The sequence below is a fragment of the Allobosea sp. Tri-44 genome, from assembly GCF_004123845.1.
Taxonomy (GTDB): Bacteria; Pseudomonadota; Alphaproteobacteria; order Rhizobiales; family Beijerinckiaceae; genus Allobosea.
The window spans coordinates 213,414-230,950 of the sequence record NZ_NBDP01000023.1 but is presented as its reverse complement, the minus strand read 5'-3'; the positions used below and the strand labels follow the sequence as shown (position 1 = coordinate 230,950).

Sequence of the window (17,537 nt, the reverse complement as noted above, 5' to 3'; positions counted from 1 at the left end):
AGCGTGGCCCACAGAAGACAGCCAATCAACCGAGCTAGTCGGCGACAAGGCCTATCGTTCCCATGAAGCGCAGTAGAGCGGCCCCGCCAGCGGCGGCGCCGTCTCGATGGCCGCTTTATAAGAGGAGGCTGGTTCCGGTGTCAACACAGCAGATGAAAGTTTTTCGACAAAAGCGCCTTCCCGCCTGAAGGCTACGTGATTTCAATGGCTTAGCATTTACTCGGCAAAGAGCCCTGGCAAACTGACCCGATCACCGCCAGATCGCGCTCCCGGCCGCCCCGCCCCAGGTCGGAGCGGCCTTGGCAGGGTGAACCGCCGAGGCCTTGCCCATCGCCTCACCGGTGCTCATACCGAACCGCATGGGCTCCCGGTTACCCGCAGCCCAGCCCTTTTGTGTCCCGTCACGATGCGGTTGGATCGATGAGCAGCACTCTCCTCTATCTCTCGCATGAAGACGTGCGCGCCTGCGCGGTGACACCAGGCGAGGCGCGCGAGGCCGTGCTTGGCGCTTTTCGCGACCATGCCGCCGGCCGCAACCGGAGCCTGCCCAAGAGCGCGCTCGCGCTCGGACCCGGCCACGCCTTCCAGGCGATGACGGCGGCCTCGCAGGCGCAAGCGATCGCCACAGTGAAATGGGTCGCCTCGGCGCCATCGCAGCCGGGCAGCGCCGTCCCGAGCGTCAGCGCCCTGATCTGCGTCAACAACTATGCGACCGGTACCCCGCTCGCCATCCTCGACGGCAACGAGATCACGCTGGTCCGGACCGCAGCGATGTCGGCTGCGGCCGCCTCGCTTCTCGCACCGCCCGAGGCACATACGATCGGCTTCGTCGGCTGCGGCCTGCAAGCCCATGCCCACCTCGCCGCCTTCCATGATCTCTACCCCGGCCTCGCGACCGCGCTGCTGCTGAGCCGCAGCCGCGGCTCGGCCGTGCGCCTGGCGGAAGCTGCCGCTGCGCAGGGGCTGACCACGGAGATCGTCGACGATGCCGATGCGCTCCTCGCCCGCAGCGATCTCGTCATCTCCATGGTGCCGGCGGCGCCGGGTTTGCGCCCCTTCCTCGATGCGCGGCGGATGAAGCCCGCCGCGTTCGCTGCCGCCGTCGACACCGGCCGCAGCTGGCTGCCGGAGGCGCTACCGGCTTTCGACCTTCTGGTCACCGACAGCCTCGCCCAGTCGCAGGTGCCCTATGATGTCGACGGCCAGCCTGTGACGACCGCCCGCTTCAGCCATGATCTCGTCGCCCTCTCGCGAGCGCCGCTCGGCGATGCCGGGACGAAGCGCTCGCTCTTCTGCTTCCGCGGTTTCGCGCTGGCTGATCTCGCGCTCGCGCACATTGTCCTGGTGAAGGCGCGCGCTGCCGGCATCGGAACCTCCCTGCCGCGCTAGAGCCGGATCCGATCAGGTTGAATCAACCTGATCGGTGAATCCGTCTCTCACTTTGAGTCGAGAGACCGCTTTTTCCAGTCAGCTTGCGGTGCAAGTTGATCGGAACGGGCTCTTGCAACCCTGCCATGCGCCGGCTTTCCCTTCGCGTGCAGGAGGCCTACCTTTCTGGACATCGAGGCGTTCCGGATAGGCGATGACGATGACCAAGGGTTCCGATCTTCTGGTGGCGGCACTCGAGAACGAGGGCGTCGACCGCATTTTTGGCGTCCCAGGCGAGGAAAACCTCGACGTTGTCGAGTCCCTCCGGACCTCGAAGATCGAGCTCGTCCTGACGCGGCATGAGCAGGCCGCCGCCTTCATGGCGGCGACGCATGGCCGGCTGACGGGTAGGCCCGGCGTCTGCATCGCGACGCTCGGGCCCGGCGCGCTCAACTTCTCGACCGGGGCAGCCTATGCCCATCTCGGCGCCATGCCGATGATCCTGATCACCGGACAGAAGGCGATCATGAGCGCCAAGCAGGCGCGCTTCCAGATCGTCGACGTCGTCGCCTCGATGAAGCCGCTGACCAAGATGACCCGGCAGATCGTCAGCGCCGCCAGCATCCCGTCGGTGGTGCGCGATGCCTTCCGCGTCGCGATGGAGGAACGGCCAGGCCCGGTCCATCTCGAGCTGCCGGAGGACATCGCCGCTGAGGAGGTCGCCGACGTGCCGCTGATCCCGGTGCATCCGCTGGAGCGGCCGGTGGCCGATCCGAAGGCGATCGCGCGCGCCGCCGAGATGATCCTGGCGGCCAAGCGGCCGCTGGTGATGATCGGCGCCGCCGGCAACCGGCCGCGGCTGGTCGAGCCGCTGTCCGATTTCGTGCGGCAGGTCCGGCTGCCCTTCTTCAACACCCAGATGGGCAAGGGCGCCGTCACCGGCGGCTCGAACCTCTATATCGGCACCGCCGCCTTGTCCGAGGGCGACTATGTCCACCAGGCGATCGACCGGGCCGACCTGATCATCGCGATCGGCCACGACACGATCGAGAAGCCGCCTTTCCTGATGAAGAGCGCCGGCGGACCGAAGGTGATCCATATCGGCTATCAGTCGGCGACGGTCGAGCAGGTCTATCACCCCGATGCCGAGGTGATCGGCGATATCGGAGCGACCGCCGCGGCGCTGGCAGAGCGGCTGGGCGGCCGGCTGCAAGCCGATCCGGTCATGCTGGAGCTGCGCCAGAAGATCCTCGCCCATCTCAACGACCGGGCCGAGGAGGACCGCTTCCCGATCACGCCGCAGCGCATCGTCCACGACATCCGCGCGGTGATGCCGGAGGACGGCGTCGTCTGCCTCGACAACGGCATGTACAAGATCTGGTTCGCGCGGAACTACCGCACCCATGTCGCCAACACGCTGCTGCTCGACAATGCGCTGGCGACGATGGGGGCGGGCCTGCCCTCGGCGATGATGGCGGCGATGCTCTATCCCGAGCGCCGGGTGATGGCGGTCTGCGGCGATGGCGGCTTCATGATGAACAGCCAGGAGATGGAGACCGCGGTCCGCCTCGGCCTCAACCTCGTCGTCGTCATCCTCAACGACAACGCCTATGGCATGATCCGCTGGAAGCAGGCGGTCGATGGTTTCCAGGACTACGGCATGAGCTTCGGCAATCCCGATTTCGTTCGTTATGCGCAGGCTTATGGCGCCAAGGGCTCGCGCGTCGGCTCCGCCGCCGAGCTCGTGCCGACGCTGGAGGCGGCCTTTGCTGGTGGCGGCATCCATCTCGTCGAGATCCCGATCGACTATTCGGAGAACACCCGCGTGCTCGTCGAGGAGTTGCGCAACAAGACGCCGGATATCGAGCTGGCTTGAGCGAACACCATCAGCTCTGCTGAGATTTGGCCGTCATTCCGGCCGAAGCGAAGCGGAGCGCCGGAATCCATCGTAGGGAACTGCGCTCAACGATGGATTCCGGAGCTGCGCTGCTTCGCAGCTTGTCCGGAATGACGGCGCGCGGCGAGCAACAACAGCACAACTCCGGAAGCCCCGAAGGAGACCGAGATGCTGACAGTGGTCCAGGCCTATGATCGCGCGCCGATCGAGGAGATCGCCACCGACGATGCCGCGGCGCTCGAAGCCAAGCTCGCGGCGGCCGACAAGGTCTTCCGCGATCGCGGCAACTGGCTCAAAACCCATGAGCGGATCGCGATCCTGCGTAAGCTCGCCGAATTGCTGGCGGGCAAACGCGACCATTTTGCCCGGCAGATCGCCCGCGAGGGCGGCAAGCCGCTGACCGATGCGATCATCGAGACGACGCGCGCCATCGACGGCATCCACAATGCCGCCGACGAACTCAGGAACTTCGCCGGGCGCGAGATCCCGATGGGGCTGACGCCAGCGGCCGCCGGGCGCTGGGCTTTCACCACCAAGGAACCGATCGGCGTCGTCGCGGCGATCTCGGCCTTCAACCACCCGCTCAATCTGATCGTCCACCAGGTCGCGCCGGCGATCGCCGTCGGCTGTCCGGTGATCATCAAGCCGGCGAGCACGACGCCCTTGTGCTGCCGCGACTTCGTCGCGCTGGTGCACGAGGCCGGCCTACCGGAAGCCTGGTGCCAGATGTTCGTTCCGGAGACGAACGAGCTTGCCGAGGCGCTCGCCACCGACCGGCGCGTTGCCTTCCTCAGCTTCATCGGCTCGGCCAAGGTTGGCTGGTACCTGCATTCCAAGCTGGCGCATGGCGCGCGCTCGGCGCTGGAGCATGGCGGGGCGGCGCCGGCGATCGTCGACCGCAGCGCCGATCTCGAGCGGATCATCGAGCCGCTGGTCAAGGGCGGCTACTACCATGCCGGCCAGGTCTGCGTGTCGACACAGCGCATCTTCGTGCATCAGGAGATCGCCGACGCCTTCACCGAGCGGCTGGTGGCGCGCGTCGCCAAGCTGCGCACCGGCGATCCGGTCCTGAAGGAAACAGAGGTCGGTCCGCTGATCCTCCCCAAGGAGGCCGACCGGGTCGCGAGCTGGATCGACGAGGCGGTGAAGGGCGGTGCCAAGCTCGCGCTGGGCGGCAAGCGCCTCTCCGAGACGACGCTGGAACCGGCCGTGCTGCTCGATCCTGCGGTTGACGCCAAGGTCTCGCAGCTTGAGGTCTTCGGCCCGCTCGTCTGCGTTTACCGCTACAGCAAGCTCGATGAGGCCATAGCGCAGGCCAATTCGCTGCCTGTCGCTTTCCAGGGCAGCGTCTTCGCGCAGGACATCGATGTCGCGCTCCACGTCGCCGAGCGGCTCGACGCCTCGGCGGTGATGGTCAACGATCCCACCGCCTTCCGTACCGACTGGATGCCGTTCGCCGGCCGCAAGGAGTCCGGCTACGGCACCGGCGGCATCCCCTACACCATGCGCGACATGACGCAGGAGAAGATGATCCTGCTGAACCGGCGCTGAGGATTTTTGCTGGAAATCTCGCCGTCTTTCCGGGGCAGGCCGATAGGCCTGAGCCCGGAACCCATGACCACAACGCTCATCGTCATTGCGAGCGCAGCGAAGCAATCCAGGAGGCTTCGCTCGACGGCTCCTGGATTGCTTCGTCGGCTTCGCCTCCTCGCAATGACGCTGGAGGTGCGTCGTGGTCATGGGTTCCGGGCTCTTCGCTACGCGAAGCCCCGGAATGACGACCCTCAGCGCTTGAGCAGCACCCTGACCTTGGCGAGCGCCGAATCCTGTTCCTCGTGATAATCGATCAGGCTGCGGAAGCGGCCTTGGGCGTCCATCAGATAGACCGAGGCGGTGTGGTCCATGGTGTAGCCGTCCGCGGTCGGGAGGCGCTTGGCGTAGGCCTTGTAGGCCTTCAGCGCCGCATCGACCTCGGCCTGGCTGCCGGAGAGCCCGACGATGCGCGGATCGAAGGATTGCAGATAGAGCGCCAATTGCGCCGGTGTGTCGCGCTCGGGATCGACGGTAACGAAGAGGACGTTCAGCTTGTCCGCCTCGGCACCGAGCTTGCCGAGCAGAGTGGTGAGCTCGAACAGCGTGGTCGGGCACACTTCGGGACAATGGGTGAAGCCGAAGAAGACCAGCGTCGGCTTGCCCAGATAATCGGCCTGCGTGACCTTGCGGCCGGTATGGTCGGTCGATGTGAACGGTCCGCCAACATCGGCCAGCGGGGTCGACATGGCTGCGCCGGAGTCCGGCCGCCCGGGCCCGTCGACGCGCCACCAGCCAAGCGTGATCGCAGCTGCGGCGAAGGCGACGAGGGCGACTGCAGTCCAGGCGCCGTAACGGATAATCTTGAGGATCGGCATGGCGCCCTGTCTGGCCGCCGGCCTCGCAGAGGTCAACGCGGCGTAATCGACCCTGTCGCCGTTGCCTGCTGCGGCTCATCGTCGCCACCACCATAAGGATCGGCCAGCGCCGCCTGCGGCGCGCTGATCTCGACCTTGCCGGCGACCATGGTCTGCATCCGCTCCGGCCCGACATTGCGCAGCAGCTTGCGGAAGCTCTGATGCATGCCGCCATCCATCAGCGCATAGCTCATCGCCGGCAGGCTGCCGGTGAGCTCGGCGAGGCGTACATCGTCGCGAGCGCTGCGGGCCGCGACCAGCGGCTCGACCTCGGGATCGGCCTGATAGGCCGGGCACGGCGCGCCCGGCACGAAGGCTGAGGCATCGCCAGCCGGATTGAAGACGTAGCGGCCGCCGCAGGTCGCGAGCTTCGGCGGCTGCCGCGTCGCCTCGAAATGATCCGAGCCTTCCTTGAGATTGCGCCAGAAGACGATGTTCGGGTTGCTGCGGTGACGAGCCAGGTTCTCCGGCGTCATCCGGAAGGGGAAGGCCTGGACCTGGAAACTGCGCTGGCCGCCGGCGAACGCCTCGCGCGCCAGCCCGTAGAGCTCGGTGACGCCGTCATCGGTCATGGCGTAGCAGCCGGCCGAGGTGCAAGCGCCGTGGATCATCAGGGCCGAACCGGTATAGCCCTGCGCCTTCTCCAGCGCGTTGGGATAGCCGAGATTATAGGACAGATAGTACGCCGACTTCGGGTTCATCAGCTCCGGCGTCACCGTATAGAAGCCCTCCGGCGCCTGCCGATCGCCCTCGCGCTTCTTGGGACCGAGCTGGCCGGACCAGCGGCACATCGGATAGGTCTTGAGCAAGGCATACTGGCCGGAGGGATCACGCTTCCAGACCTCGAGCTCGCTCTCCTTCTTGTAGAGACGCACGACGATCGGGTCGGCCTGGCTCATGCCCTTGCTCGACATCTGCGAGACGAGCGCAGCCGGCAATGGCTGGTTGCCTCGGCCATCGCCCTCCATCCCGACACAGGACGAGAGCGCGATAGCGGCTGCGCCGAGCAGCGCCAGGCGCCGGACATTCTGGAAGGTGGAGCGGATGGTCATGGATTAAATTATCGGAGTGCAGCGCTAACGACTGGTGAACGGGCCGGAGCTCGGTACCGCCTGGAGAATTTGACCGAGCATCGTCACATCAGGCCGGGCGCCCCACGGCGCGCTTGGCCGTCTCGACGGCGCCGGCGCATTGCGGCGCGATTTCGACGAGCACGACGTCCGGGCTCGCCACGCCCGTCCAGAAGCGGACGACCTGGACGACGGCCCAGCCCGGATTCTCGCCGAGGCGCGCCACGATCGTCGGTGCCGCAGTGCGGGCGCAGGCGGCGACCTTGTCGGCGCTGTCGCGCGGGATGCCGAGCGCCGAGAGATGACTTGTGATCACGCCCTGGATCGGATCGAGGATCAGGAGCGAGACCAGCGCGGCGATGATCGAGTCCATTGATGGGTCAGCCTTTCACTTCTTTTCGCGGGCGCGCGCACGAAATCAGAGACGTTGCTCGTGACCATCCGCCTGCCGGATCGCCTGATCCTCGATCTGGATCGTCGTGTGCTTGAGCCCGAACTCCTCGGCCAACAGCCGGTTGGCGGCGACGAGGATCGGCCGGGCTTCAGCCATGTCGGCGATCACGATATCGGCGCTCATCGCGTCGAGACCAGATGTCAGTGTCCAGACATGCAAATCGTGGATGGCGGTGACACCCGGCAGCGCCAGCAGTGACTTCTCCAGCAAAGCGAGGTCGATCTCCGGCGGCGTGCCCTCCATCAGGATGTGAACCGCCTGCTTCAGCAGGATCCAGGTCCGCGGCACGATGAACAGGCCAATGCCGGCGCCGACGATCGGGTCGGCCAGCGTCCAGCCGGTTGTCATCACGATCAAAGCCGCGATGATGACGCCGAGCGAGCCGAGCATGTCGCTCAGCACCTCGAAATAGGCGCCCTTGACGTTGAGGCTTTCGGAGGAGCCGCCGGCGAGCAGCTTCATGCTGATCAGGTTGACGATCAACCCGACGACCGCGACGGCGAGCATCGGCCCGCCGAGGATAGGCGGCGGGTTCCGGAAGCGTTCATAGGCCTCGTAGAGGATGTAGAGCGTGAGCAGCAGCAGGACGACGGCGTTGGCCAGCGCCGACAGGATCTCCATCCGGACATAGCCATAGGTCCGCTGCGGCGTCGCCGGCTTCTCGGCAAAGCGGATCGCGACCAGCGCCAGCGCAAGGCCACCGGCATCGGTCAGCATATGCGCGGCGTCCGCGAGCAGTGCGAGGCTGCCGGTCCACAAACCGCCGACCACCTCGGCGAGCATGAAGGCGAAGGTCAAGCCGAAAGCAGCTGCGAGCCTAGATTTGTGGCGGCCGGCAGCTGTGCCTGAGGCGCCCCCATGTGAATGCCCGGCTCCCATCACAATGCTCCGCTCATGCGCCGGCCCGGTCCGGAGTTCGGTTCATGACCGGCAAGGCAGCCAGCAACATCAGCACCACGCCGAAGGTCAGCGCGATATCGGCGCCGTTGAAGGTCGGCCAATGCCAGTCGCCCCAGTGCAGATCGAGGAAATCGGTGACCGCGCCCTGGCGCCAGCGGTCGATCGCATTGCCGAAGGCTCCGCCTGCCATCAGCGAAAGGCCGATGCGTTCGAGCCGGTGCCCGGCGAACGCCGCCCAGGCCAGAAGACCGAAGCCGGCCGCGAATTTGAACAGCCCGAGCAGACCGGGCCAGGCTTCGAGCGTATCGCGGAACAGGCCGAAGCTGACACCGGTGTTGAAGCCGAGGCGCAAATTGAGGAAGGGCGTGAGCGCGATCGGCTCAGGCGGATTCAGGACGACCTCCAGCATCAGCCATTTGCTGGCCTGGTCGAGCCCGGCGGCCATGAGCGCGACGACGACTGCCGAGAAAAGCCTGCGCGACCCGGTCATGCGATGTCTCCGGCGGTGCTGCTGCCAACCCCGAGCCAGCGTCGGACGCGGGCCTTGTAGGCGAGATAGGGCTGTCCGAGCGAGGCGGCGAGCACGCGCTCCTCGATCGCGACCTGCAGCCTGATCGCGATCAGCAGCGCCAGGGTCAGCGCCACCTGGACAAGGCTTGGCAGGACGATGAACAGGCCGATGAAGAGCAGTGCCTGCCCGACGAAAACGGGATTGCGCGAAATCGCGAACGGGCCGCTGTCGACGATCGCGCCCTGCTCGCCTTCGGCGGCGCCGATGCGCCAGGAGGCGCCCATATAGCGCTGCGACAGCAGCGCGACGCAGGCGCCGATGACGACGAGGAGATGGCCGAGGGCATCGAACCACGGGCCGTCCAGCGCCACCGTCAGCGGATCGGCCTTCATCGGATTGCCGAAGGCTGCGAGCCAGAGTGGCCAGAGCACGGCGCCGGCAAAGGCGAGGCGGAAGAGCGATGCCGGCAGCGTCTGCTTCTCACTGCCCTTGCCGAAGAGCCAGACCGGACGGCCGGCCTCCTTCGCCAGGATCGCCGACATTGCGAGGAAGCTGACGACGTAGACGACGGCCATCAGATAGCTCGCGATCTCCATGCCGGACATGGAAAGCCTCCTCTCGGACAGAACCGGCCGGCGTGATGGCGCAGCCGCTGCTCTGCCGTCCCGGGACCGGTTGTCATGGCCGTAGTCATGACCCATCCCCGCTTGACAGCGTTGCATGACCACCTACCTACAACCTATAGTCACTATAGCTTCAAGTAGGAAAAATCATGCGCCCGGTGAAAGTCCTCGAACACGTGGTGCCGATCGGGGCGCTGGCCGAGCGGACCGGGGTCAAGGTCGAGACCATTCGGTATTACGAGCAGGTCGGCCTGCTGCCGGAGCCGGAGCGCTCCGAGGGCAACCAGCGCCGCTATGGCCGCGCCCATGTCGAGCGGCTCGCCTTCATCAAGCATGCGCGCGATCTCGGCTTCGCGGTCGAGAGCATCCGCACCCTACTGCGGCTTTCGGACACACCCGGCATGGCCTGCGACGAGGCACATGCGATCTCGGCAGGCCATCTCAAGGAAGTGCGCGACAAGATCGCGCGGCTGCGCTCGCTGGAGGCGGAACTGGCCCGGATTGCAACGGTTTGCTCGGGCGGCGTCGCAGCCTGCGATTGCGCGATCATCGAGGCACTGGCCGATCACGCCCGGTGCGAGCACCACAACCACTGAGACATCGACGCAAATTGACCCTGCTCGCAGCCATGCTATCGAAGCGGCAGGAGGACTCCTTTTGTCCGCAGGACGCCGCAAAGCAGGAATGAGACGCTGGGTCGCGCTGGCCGCGGCCTATCTCGTCGTGCTGCAGGCGATCTTCGCGGGCCTTACCTCCGGCGCCAATGCGGCGGGCTTCAGCCTCGACCGCTCGCTGGCGATGACGCTCTGCGCCGGCGGCGACATGCCGATGAGCCAGGGCGATGGCGCTGCGGCGCATGAGCTGATGAGCTGCTGCATGCTCGGCTGCGCCTTCTCAGGCACGGGCGCCCCGGCTGCACCCGTCTCGTTCCTTCCGGTCGTGCATCGCACTGTCGATCTCGTCGCCTTCCAGCACCGGCTCGACCTGCCGTCCGGCTTCGTCGCCGGCCGTTCTCCGGCCAATCCGCGCGCACCGCCCGCCGGCCTCTGAGCCGAGTGTTCCTGCGCAGAGCGCGGACTTGGCATCATCCTGACGGCCGATAGCGGCCTTTCCCATTCCATTCGCTCGCGACGGCAAGCTGCCGGCTCGCGTGCTCCTTCCGAATCCACGCCGCCCAGCGCGGCTCCGCCGGCCGTGCTGGCGCCCCTTCCGTAAGGATTCCTGACGATGAAGTCTCTTTCGCTCGCCGCCCTCGTCGCGGCTTTCGCCGCCGGTCCGGCCTTCGCCCATGTCACGCTGGAGACCCAGCAGGCCGCTGTCGGCTCGACCTACAAGGCGGTGCTGCGCGTGCCGCATGGCTGCAAGGGCGCGGCCACCACCAAGGTCCGCGTCCGCATCCCCGAGGGGGTGATCGCGGTCAAGCCGATGCCCAAGCCCGGCTGGACGCTGGAAACGACCAAGGGCAAATACGAGAAGGCTTACGACTATTACGGCACGCCGACGGCCGAGGGTGTGACCGAGGTCAGCTGGAGCGGCGGCAAGCTGCTCGACGAACATTATGACGAGTTCGTCCTGCGCGCCTATCTCACCTCCGACCTCAAGCCCGAAACGACGCTCTACGTGCCAATCGTGCAGGAATGCGAGGGCGGCGCGGTCGAGCGCTGGATCGAGATCCCGGCCGCCGGCAAGTCGGCTGACGATTACAAGTTCCCGGCGCCGGGCGTGAAGCTCCTGCCGAAGAAGTGAGCGAGCGCGGCCGGGTATTCGCGCCCGGCCGCCTTCCCGCCATGACCCGGCAGTTTCGCCTTATCCTCATCCTGCTCGGCCTCGCCATCGCCTCGCTCACAACGGCGGGGCAGGCGCTGGCGCATGCCGCGCTGACCAAGACCGTTCCGGCCGACGGCGCGGTCGTCTCCAGCGCGCCCGGCGAATTCAGCCTGAGCTTCAGCGAACCGGTCTCGCCGCTGGTGCTGAATCTGATCGGCCCGGACGGGACGAGCCGCCCGCTGACACGCTTCACCCTCTCGGACCGGACACTCACGATCGCGGCGCCGTCCGATCTCGCCAATGGCACGCATGTTCTGAGCTGGCGCGTCGTCTCCGAGGACGGCCATCCGGTCGGCGGCTCGGTGCTGTTCTCGGTGGGTGCGCCGAGTGCGGCACAGCCGGCCCCGATAGTCCAAACCGACCCAGCCGTTCGCATCGCGCTCTGGCTCGGCAAGCTTGGACTGTATCTCGGCCTTGCCTTCGGCATTGGCGGCGCCGCCTTCATCGTCTGGGTCGCGCCTTTGCCTGCCACTGCGCGACGGCCGATCGCAGGCTTCCTCGCGCTCGGGCTTCTGTCCGTGCCGGTTGCGCTCGCAGCGCAGGGGCTCGATGCGCTGGCGCTTCCACTCTCCGGCGCCCTGCAAGCGGCCGTCTGGCAAGCGGCGACCACGAGCAGTTTCGGCCGTACCGTGCTCATCGCTGCTCTGGCTTTGCTCGTAGCGTTGATCGCGCTCGCCCAGCCCAACCGGAGCGGACGCATGCTCGCGATCCTCGCCTGGCTCGGCACCGGCGCGGCGCTCGCCGCCAGCGGCCACGCCAGCGCCGCCGAACCGCAATTCCTGACGCGCCCGGCCGTGTTCCTGCACGCGGTTGGCATGGCCGGCTGGGCCGGCGCGCTGCTGCCGCTTGCCTTCGCCCTGCGACCGCCCGATGGGGCGCAGGCGCTGCAGCGTTTCTCGCGGCGCATTCCGGTGCTGCTGCTCGTCATCCTGCTCAGCGGCGCCGCGCTCGCCATTGTGCAAGTTCAACATCCCCAAGCCCTGCTGACCACGCCTTACGGCCTCGTGCTCACCGGCAAGCTCACGCTGGTCACGGCGCTGATCGGGCTCGGGGCCTTCAACCGCTACCGGCTGACCGAAGCGGTTGTATCCGGGCGCGCGAGCGCCCGTCGGCTGCTCGTCCGGATCATCGCAGCCGAGATCGCGATCATCGTCGCCATCCTCGCTGTCGCCGCGCTCTGGCGCTTCACGCCACCGCCGCGCGCCATCGCCGCTGCAATGGCGCAGCCGGCCAGCGTCCATATCCACACCAACAAGGCGATGGCCGACATCAGCCTGACACCAGGCCGGGCGGGCCCCGTGACGATCACCGTCTCGCTGCTCGACGGCGAGTTCGGCCCGCTTGCGGCGAAGGAATTGCGGCTTGCCTTGTCACGGCCGGAAGCCGGCATCGAGCCGATCGAGCGGCAGGCCACCAAGCAAGCAGACGGCAGCTGGCAAATCGGCGATCTGACGCTTCCCGTCGCCGGACGCTGGACCGTCGAGCTCGAGATCCTGGTCTCGGATTTCGAGATGATCCGCCTCAAGGAGACCGTGGAGATCAGGCCATGACGAGCGAGATCACAAGGCGCGACTGGACAGGATTGGCGGCAGCCGGCGCGCTATCTGGATTGCTCGCCGGGCTTCCACAAACCGCGCTGGCCCAGCCCGCCGGAACGAGCACGCTGCGGATCGCGATGCTGGTGCATCCCGATATGGTCATGCTCGACCTGGTCGGTCCGCTGACCGTGTTCTCGCTGCTGCGGGCGGAGCTGCATCTCGTCTGGAAGGACCTGCAGCCGGTCGCAAATGATCTCGGCCTGCCGGTCACGCCGAGCACCAGCTATGCCGACTGCCCGGCAGAGCTCGACGTCCTGTTCATCCCCGGCGGGCTGAAAGGTAGCGTCGCCCTAATGGAAGATGCTGAAACACTCGCTTTTCTCGCCGATCGCGGCGCCCGGGCCCGCTATGTCACGGCGGTCTGCACGGGGTCGCTGGTGCTCGGCGCCGCCGGGCTGCTCAAGGGCTATCGCGCAACCGGCCGTTGGTACATTCGCGACCTCTTGGCAGCGATGGGCGCAAGCGTCGAGCACAGCCGCGTCGTCACTGACCGCAACCGCATCACCGGCGGCGGCGTCACCGCCGGGATCGATTTCGGCCTGACGGTCGCCGCCAAGCTGCGCGACGAGGAGACGGCTCGATTGATCCAGCTCGTGCTGGAATATGATCCGCAACCACCATTCGACGCCGGAACGCCCGAGCACGCCGGCGCCAAGCTGACCAGCGACGTGCTCTCGCGGCGCAAGCCCCTGATCGACGCCGCAAGGCGCAATGCCGAACTCGCCAAGACCCGCCTTTCCCTTTGATCACGCAAGGAGCCTCACCATGATCATTTCTCGTTTTGCTTTCACTGTCGCAGGCCTCGCGCTGACCTGCGGCGCCGCCATTGCGCAGGACTACACTGCCGGCCCGCTCAAGATCGAACAGCCCTGGACGCGCGCGACCCCGGCCGGCGCCAAGGTCGCCGGCGGCTATGTCGCTGTCACCAACACCGGCGCCACGCCCGACCGCCTTCTCGGCGGCAGCAGCGACATCGCCGGCAAGGTCGAAATCCACGAGATGGCGGTCAACAACGGCGTGATGACCATGCGCGGCCTGCCCGATGGCGTCGAGCTCAAGCCCGGCGCCAAGCTCGAACTGAAGCCCGGCGGCTACCACATCATGTTCATGGATCTGAAGCGCCAGCTCAAGGAAGGTGAGACCATCAAGGGCACGCTGACCTTCGAGAAGGCCGGGCCGGTCCCGGTCGAATTCTCCGTGCAGTCGGTCGGTGCCCGCGCTCCGGCCGAGGCTCACAAGCACTGACCACCCCTCACCGCGACTGCGAAGCCACGACAGCCGCTGGGCATCTGCCCGGCGGCTTTTTTCATGTGCGCTTGACGATCCGCAGCGCGAGAAGTACGGTCCATATTAGAAAACAAATGATCCATAATATGGATCTTTAGGAGGAACGCAGTGCTGCAGGGCATGCTCCCGGTGTTGCCGACCCCATTCACGGAGGCTGGCGCGATCGATCCCGAGGCGATGGCTGGGATCGTCGACTTCGCCCTCGCCTGCGGCGTGGACGGCGTGGTGTTCCCCGGCTTCGCCAGCGAGGTCGACGAGCTCACCGCGGCAGAGCGGACGGCGCTGCTCAAGGTCGTGGTCGACCGCATCGGCGGGCGGCTGCCGATCGTCGCCGGAGCGAGCGCGCCGACCGCCCTCGAGGCGATCTCGCATTGCCGCGAGGCCCTCGCCAACGGCATCGGCCATGTGATGATCCAGACGCCGAAAAGCGTCGGCACCACGACCGAAGCGGTCTCGGCCTTCTATCGCGAGATCGCTGCGGCAGCGCCGGGCATCGAAATCGTGCTGCAGAATGCGCCGGCGCCGCGCGGCTCCGACCTCAAGCCCGAGGCGATCCTGGCGAGCGTCCGCGACAATCCGGCGATCACCTATGTCAAGGAGGAGACGCTACCCTCCGGCCTCGCCATCTCGGCGATCGCAGCCGGCAAGCCGGCGCATCTGAAGGGTGTTATCGGCGGCGGCGGAGCGCGCTACCTCATCGACGAGTACAATCGCGGTGCCTGTGGCGCGATGCCGGCGGTCGAACTCGCCGATGTCCATGTCGCGATGGACCGGGCCTATCACAGCGGCGACATCGCCCGCGCGCGCGATCTCTATATGCGCACGCTGCCGCTGCTGGTGATCCAGTTCAATTTCCGCATGGCCTTCACCAAGCATGTGCTGACGCGGCGCGGCGTGCTGACCAACCAGGTCGTGCGGGCAAAGGTGCCGCCGATGGACGCCCGGGACATCGCCGAGATCGACGCCTGGCTGGAGGCCTGCGCCGATCTGATGACGGTCGATGCGCGCGAGCCGGCGCTCGCTGGAGAAGCGTGATGGCCGAGCGCGTCGCCCGCGTCGAGGTCTTCTCGATCACCATCCCGCGCGAGACGCCTTATCTCGGCGCGCTGCGCGAGGGCGAGCGCATCAACGATCACGGCTACATCGTCCGCAAGGGCAACCGAACCGTCTATCCGACCGTCGATCGCACCGTGGTGGTCCGGATCGAGACCGCTGATGGAGCGGTCGGCTGGGGCGAGACCTATGGCATCGTCGCGCCGGGCGCTGCGATGGCGATCATCGACGACCTGCTCGGCCCCTTCGTCGTAGGCCGCGACCCGCGCGACGTCAGCGTCATCCATGACGATCTCTACGATCTGATGCGGGTGCGGGGTTATACCGGCGGCTTTTATCTCGACGCGCTCGCCGCGATCGACATCGCGCTCTGGGATATCTGCGGCAAGCTCTCCAGCCTGCCTTTGGTCAAGCTGCTCGGCGGCCAGAAGCATGAACGCTTGCCGGCTTACATCTCCGGCCTGCCCAAGCCGACGCGGGCGGAGCGGGCCGAGTTCGCAGCCGAGTGGCAGGCGAAGGGCTTCGACAGCTTCAAGTTCGCCGCGCCGGTCGCCGATGACGGCAATGTCGCCGAGATCAGAACCCTGCGCGAGCGGCTCGGTCCGCAGGCGCGCATCGCCTGCGACATGCACTGGGTCCATACCGGCGAGGAAGCCGTCGCGGCGATCCGGGCGATGGAGCCGCATGGCCTCTGGTTCGCCGAGGCGCCGGTGAAGCCGGAGGATCTCGACGGACTCGCCCATGTCGCCTCGAAGGTCTCGACGCCGGTCGCGGCCGGCGAGGAATGGCGCACTGTCTATGATCTCGTGCCGCGGGTCGCGCGCCGGGCCTGCGCGATCGTGCAGCCGGAGATGGGCCATAAGGGCGTGACCGAGTTCATGCGCATCGGGCTCTATGCCCAGGCGCATCATCTCAGGGTGATCCCGCACGCCACCATCGGCGTCGGCCTGTTCCTGGCGGCGAGCCTGCATGCGTCATCTGCGCTCGCGGCGGTGGAATGCCACGAGTTCCAGCATTCGATCTTCGAGCCCAACCGGCGGTTGCTCACCGGCGACATGGACTGCAGCGCCGGCTTCTACCGTTTGCCGAGCGGGCCCGGCCTCGGGGTCGAGCCATCAAAGGAAACGCTCAAGCTGCTGAAGCGGCTGTAGCAACAACAACCAAGGGAGGAGGAGACCATGACGAGGAAGAGGCTTGGACTTGCACTGTCCGCGGCTGCGCTCGCGCTCGCCGCCGGCTTTCTCCCCGGCGCCGCTTTGGCGCAGGGCAAGGTGCTGAAGTTCGTGTCCTGGCAGAAGGACGAGCGCGGCGTCGGCGACTGGTGGGGCTCGGTGATCAAGGAGTTCGAGGCGACCCATCCCGGCGTCAAGATCGAATGGACCAAGGTCGAGCGCGGCGCCTATGCCGACACGATGACGACGCTGTTCGCCGGCGGCAAGCCGCCGGACATCGTCCACCTCGCCTCGTTCGAGTTCCAGAAATTCGCCGATAATGGCTGGCTGGAACCGCTCGACGCCTACATCAAGGAGGCGAAATTCGACCTCAAGGGCTGGGCCGGGCAGGACACCTGCACCTGGAACAAGCAGACCGTCTGCACGATGATGCTCTATTTCGGCTACATCTTCGCTTACAACGAAGAGCTGCTGAAGAAGGAAGGTCTCGAGGTTCCCAAGACCTATGCCGAGTTCCTCGCGGCGGCGCAGAAGCTGACCAAGGACATCAACGGCGACGGCATCGTCGACCAGTTCGGTACCGGCCATGAGACCAAGGGCGGCGGCGGCCAGTATATGAGCGAGATGATGAACTACACGCTCGATGCCGGCGGGCGCTGGACCAATGATGCCGGCAAGGTGACGATCAATACGCCCGAGATGATCGAGGGCCTGTCGCGCTGGAAGACCATCGTCAAGACTAGCCTGACGCCGCGCGACCTTCCGGCCGGCGAGGTCCGCCAGATGTTCGCCGACGGCAAGATCGCGCTGAAGATGGACGGGCCCTGGCTCTGGCCGATCATCCAGAAGGGCAAGGCCAAGGACCAGATCAAGCTCGGCATGGTGCCGTTCAAGCCGCCAGTCGGCGGCTCCTCCAACGTGCTCGGCATCGCCGCCGATGCGCCCAAGGACAACAAGAAGCTGGTCTGGGATTTCATCGCGCTCGCGACCTCGGACAAGTTCCAGTCGAGCTACGCGACGCTGGGCGCCTCGCCACCGCCCTCGCCGCGCGCCGACACCTCCGCCGCGAGCAAGGACACGCCGCATTTCGACCTGCTGGTGCAGGCGACCAAGGCGGCTGCTGACGCCAAGGTCGACCGCATCCCGAAGGGGCTGGAGCTGCAGTTCAACGAGTTCGCCAAGATGGTCATGGAGGAATCCCAGCGCATGATCATCCAGGACCTCGACCCGAAGACGGTCGCGGCGACGATGCAGAGCAAGGCCGAGGCGCTGCAGAAGCAGTGAGGCCTTTCCTTCTCCCCTTGCGGGAGAAGGTGGCTCGGCGAAGCCG

The 17,537-nt window shown here is 66.6% G+C and carries 18 protein-coding genes; 12 read left to right on the top strand and 6 right to left on the bottom strand.

The window, feature by feature from the left end; translation table 11 throughout:
* Positions 1 to 420: 420 nt before the first annotated feature.
* The 3 genes from B6S44_RS16200 to B6S44_RS16190 all read left to right on the top strand — a co-directional run bounded on the left by B6S44_RS16200 (position 421) and on the right by B6S44_RS16190 (position 4,816).
* Positions 421 to 1,389, top strand: coding sequence for an ornithine cyclodeaminase family protein (locus B6S44_RS16200; protein ID WP_129157926.1), 969 nt, complete (start codon positions 421 to 423; stop codon positions 1,387 to 1,389).
* A gap of 199 nt (positions 1,390 to 1,588) precedes the next feature.
* A complete protein-coding gene (locus B6S44_RS16195) occupies positions 1,589 to 3,244 on the top strand; it encodes an acetolactate synthase large subunit (RefSeq protein WP_129157935.1) in 1,656 nt (551 codons plus the stop codon).
* Positions 3,245 to 3,433: 189 nt separating this feature from the next.
* Entirely contained in the window at positions 3,434 to 4,816 is a 1,383-nt protein-coding gene (locus tag B6S44_RS16190) for an aldehyde dehydrogenase family protein (protein ID WP_129157925.1), read from the top strand.
* Positions 4,817 to 5,049: 233 nt separating this feature from the next.
* On the opposite strand, the gene B6S44_RS16185 is transcribed toward B6S44_RS16190, so the two are convergent.
* The 6 genes from B6S44_RS16185 to B6S44_RS16160 all read right to left on the bottom strand — a co-directional run bounded on the left by B6S44_RS16185 (position 5,050) and on the right by B6S44_RS16160 (position 9,252).
* Entirely contained in the window at positions 5,050 to 5,673 is a 624-nt protein-coding gene (locus tag B6S44_RS16185) for an SCO family protein (protein ID WP_129157924.1), read from the bottom strand.
* A 32-nt stretch (positions 5,674 to 5,705) separates the two neighbouring features.
* Positions 5,706 to 6,764: a L,D-transpeptidase family protein gene (locus tag B6S44_RS16180; RefSeq protein ID WP_129157923.1), complete on the bottom strand. Its 1,059-nt coding sequence runs from the start codon at positions 6,762 to 6,764 to the stop codon at positions 5,706 to 5,708.
* Positions 6,765 to 6,852: 88 nt separating this feature from the next.
* A complete protein-coding gene (locus tag B6S44_RS29385; protein WP_164985852.1) occupies positions 6,853 to 7,155 on the bottom strand; it encodes a hypothetical protein in 303 nt (100 codons plus the stop codon).
* 45 nt (positions 7,156 to 7,200) lie between these two features.
* On the bottom strand, positions 7,201 to 8,115 hold the full coding sequence (locus B6S44_RS16170; protein ID WP_129157921.1) for a cation diffusion facilitator family transporter: 915 nt from the start codon (positions 8,113 to 8,115) through the stop codon (positions 7,201 to 7,203).
* Positions 8,116 to 8,128: 13 nt separating this feature from the next.
* Positions 8,129 to 8,626: a signal peptidase II gene (gene lspA, locus B6S44_RS16165; protein ID WP_129157920.1), complete on the bottom strand. Its 498-nt coding sequence runs from the start codon at positions 8,624 to 8,626 to the stop codon at positions 8,129 to 8,131.
* Positions 8,623 to 9,252, bottom strand: a complete 630-nt coding sequence (locus tag B6S44_RS16160; RefSeq protein ID WP_164985851.1) for a methyltransferase family protein — start codon at positions 9,250 to 9,252, stop codon at positions 8,623 to 8,625. Before B6S44_RS16160 ends, lspA begins: the two co-directional genes overlap by 4 nt.
* A gap of 167 nt (positions 9,253 to 9,419) precedes the next feature.
* Here B6S44_RS16160 and B6S44_RS16155 point away from each other — a divergent pair, with 167 nt between their 5' ends.
* From B6S44_RS16155 to B6S44_RS16115, 9 genes are all read left to right on the top strand, one after another.
* Positions 9,420 to 9,866 carry a MerR family transcriptional regulator gene (locus tag B6S44_RS16155; protein ID WP_248309621.1) on the top strand — a complete coding sequence of 149 codons (447 nt, stop codon included), beginning with the start codon at positions 9,420 to 9,422 and terminating at the stop codon, positions 9,864 to 9,866.
* Positions 9,867 to 9,954: 88 nt separating this feature from the next.
* On the top strand, positions 9,955 to 10,320 hold the full coding sequence (locus tag B6S44_RS16150) for a hypothetical protein (protein ID WP_129157918.1): 366 nt from the start codon (positions 9,955 to 9,957) through the stop codon (positions 10,318 to 10,320).
* 177 nt (positions 10,321 to 10,497) lie between these two features.
* Positions 10,498 to 11,016, top strand: a complete 519-nt coding sequence (locus tag B6S44_RS16145) for a YcnI family copper-binding membrane protein (RefSeq protein ID WP_129157917.1) — start codon at positions 10,498 to 10,500, stop codon at positions 11,014 to 11,016.
* Positions 11,017 to 11,057: 41 nt separating this feature from the next.
* Positions 11,058 to 12,647, top strand: coding sequence for a copper resistance CopC/CopD family protein (locus B6S44_RS16140; protein WP_129157916.1), 1,590 nt, complete (start codon positions 11,058 to 11,060; stop codon positions 12,645 to 12,647).
* Positions 12,644 to 13,441: a DJ-1/PfpI family protein gene (locus B6S44_RS16135; RefSeq protein WP_129157915.1), complete on the top strand. Its 798-nt coding sequence runs from the start codon at positions 12,644 to 12,646 to the stop codon at positions 13,439 to 13,441. The genes B6S44_RS16140 and B6S44_RS16135 overlap by 4 nt, the downstream gene beginning before the upstream one ends.
* 19 nt (positions 13,442 to 13,460) lie before the next feature.
* Positions 13,461 to 13,940 carry a copper chaperone PCu(A)C gene (locus B6S44_RS16130; RefSeq protein ID WP_129157914.1) on the top strand — a complete coding sequence of 160 codons (480 nt, stop codon included), beginning with the start codon at positions 13,461 to 13,463 and terminating at the stop codon, positions 13,938 to 13,940.
* Between the two features lie 162 nt (positions 13,941 to 14,102).
* The gene (locus B6S44_RS16125; protein WP_129157933.1) at positions 14,103 to 15,017 is read left to right on the top strand and encodes a dihydrodipicolinate synthase family protein; all 915 of its coding nucleotides are present in this window, start codon (positions 14,103 to 14,105) and stop codon (positions 15,015 to 15,017) included.
* The gene (locus B6S44_RS16120) at positions 15,017 to 16,186 is read left to right on the top strand and encodes a mandelate racemase/muconate lactonizing enzyme family protein (RefSeq protein ID WP_129157913.1); all 1,170 of its coding nucleotides are present in this window, start codon (positions 15,017 to 15,019) and stop codon (positions 16,184 to 16,186) included. The genes B6S44_RS16125 and B6S44_RS16120 overlap by 1 nt, the downstream gene beginning before the upstream one ends.
* A 27-nt stretch (positions 16,187 to 16,213) precedes the next feature.
* Entirely contained in the window at positions 16,214 to 17,491 is a 1,278-nt protein-coding gene (locus B6S44_RS16115; protein WP_129157912.1) for an ABC transporter substrate-binding protein, read from the top strand.
* The last annotated feature ends 46 nt before the right edge of the window (positions 17,492 to 17,537 follow it).